Source organism: Vreelandella maris (assembly GCF_013371085.1).
GTDB lineage: Bacteria > Pseudomonadota > Gammaproteobacteria > Pseudomonadales > Halomonadaceae > Vreelandella > Vreelandella maris.
Genome location: NZ_JABWCV010000078.1, coordinates 1 through 1,305 on the forward strand (window position 1 = coordinate 1; position 1,305 = coordinate 1,305).

General features: G+C 54.9%; 2 protein-coding genes. Both read left to right on the top strand.

Going from position 1 to position 1,305, the window contains the following annotated elements:
* The coding region (locus HUO07_RS21510) for an ATP-binding protein (RefSeq protein ID WP_241524681.1) at positions 1 to 343 on the top strand (343 nt) is incomplete at its 5' end.
* A 68-nt stretch (positions 344 to 411) separates the two neighbouring features.
* The coding region (locus HUO07_RS21515; protein WP_167408855.1) for a multicopper oxidase domain-containing protein at positions 412 to 1,305 on the top strand (894 nt) is incomplete at its 3' end.

The following is a 1,305-nucleotide window of genomic DNA, read 5'->3' on the forward strand; positions in this document are numbered from 1 at the left end:
AGTGCCTATTGAGGCTCACGACTTTTCTGAAATATTAGGCATCGTGCTCGATAACGCTGGCAAATGGGCGAATAGGTGCGTTAATTGCGATATTGCCGCCTCCGCTACCACACTCACGCTCACCACTGATGATGACGGTTTCGGCGTTGCAGAAGAAGATCTTTCGCGCTTGGGAGAGCGTGGCACACGATTGGATGAACGCCGTCCCGGCTACGGCTTAGGCCTGTCGATTCTTGCGCAGTTAATTGCCCGCTACTCAGGGCACTCGCGCTTTGAGCGTAGTCCACTGGGTGGACTGCGCGTTACGGTTACGTTGCCTCTTGCAGTTGAAGTGATTAATTAATCACTATTCAGCTTTGATTCAGCTTCTTCCATCAAGATGGTGCCATTCATCATTGATGGGAGTTACACATGGCACGCTCAAGCATCATTTCTCACCCGCTTTCTCGCCGGCAGGTCCTAAAAGGCGGCGCTGCCCTAGGAATAGGTTCCGCTGCGGCAATGGGATTAACCCCCGCCTGGGCAAACCCCTGGGGCCGCAGCAATGTCTACGCGCAGGGCGTTGAAGAAGGACCCGAGGTATCGCTGGCGATCCGCCGTGAATCGTTGCCTATTGACGGACAAGAAGCCCAACCAATTACCATTAACGGTACCAGTCCTGGCCCGCTGATTCGTTTGAAAGAAGGTCAAGACGCCGTACTGCGTGTCACCAACCTGCTGGACGAGTCCACCTCCATCCACTGGCATGGTCTTATTCTACCGCCGGAAATGGATGGTGTGCCTGGTGTCAGTTTTGCCGGTATCGCCCCTGGTGAAACTTTTACCTATCGTTTCCCTGTCAGGCAGAACGGCACCTACTGGTACCACAGCCACTCAGGTCTGCAGGAACAGCTAGGCCATGCGGGGCCGCTGATTATCGACGCCGCCGAGCGCGAGCCTATCCGTTACGACCGTGAGCATGTGTTACTGCTCACCGACTGGACCTTTGAAGAACCGATGTCGGTGTTCCGTAATCTGAAAACCATGGAAGGCTATTACAACTTCCAAGAGCGCACGATTGCTGATTTTTTCGCCGATGTACGCGAAAAGGGTTTCTCACAAACCGCCGAGATGCGCGGTATGTGGGCCCAAATGCGTATGAGCTCGCGGGATATCGCCGATGTCACCGGCAGCACTTATACCTACCTGCTCAACGGCCACTCCCCCCAGGAAAACTGGAACGCGCTGTTCAAGGCCGGTGAGCGGGTACGGCTACGCGTGATTAACGGTTCGGCCATGTCATACTTCGATGTCCGTATACCTGGC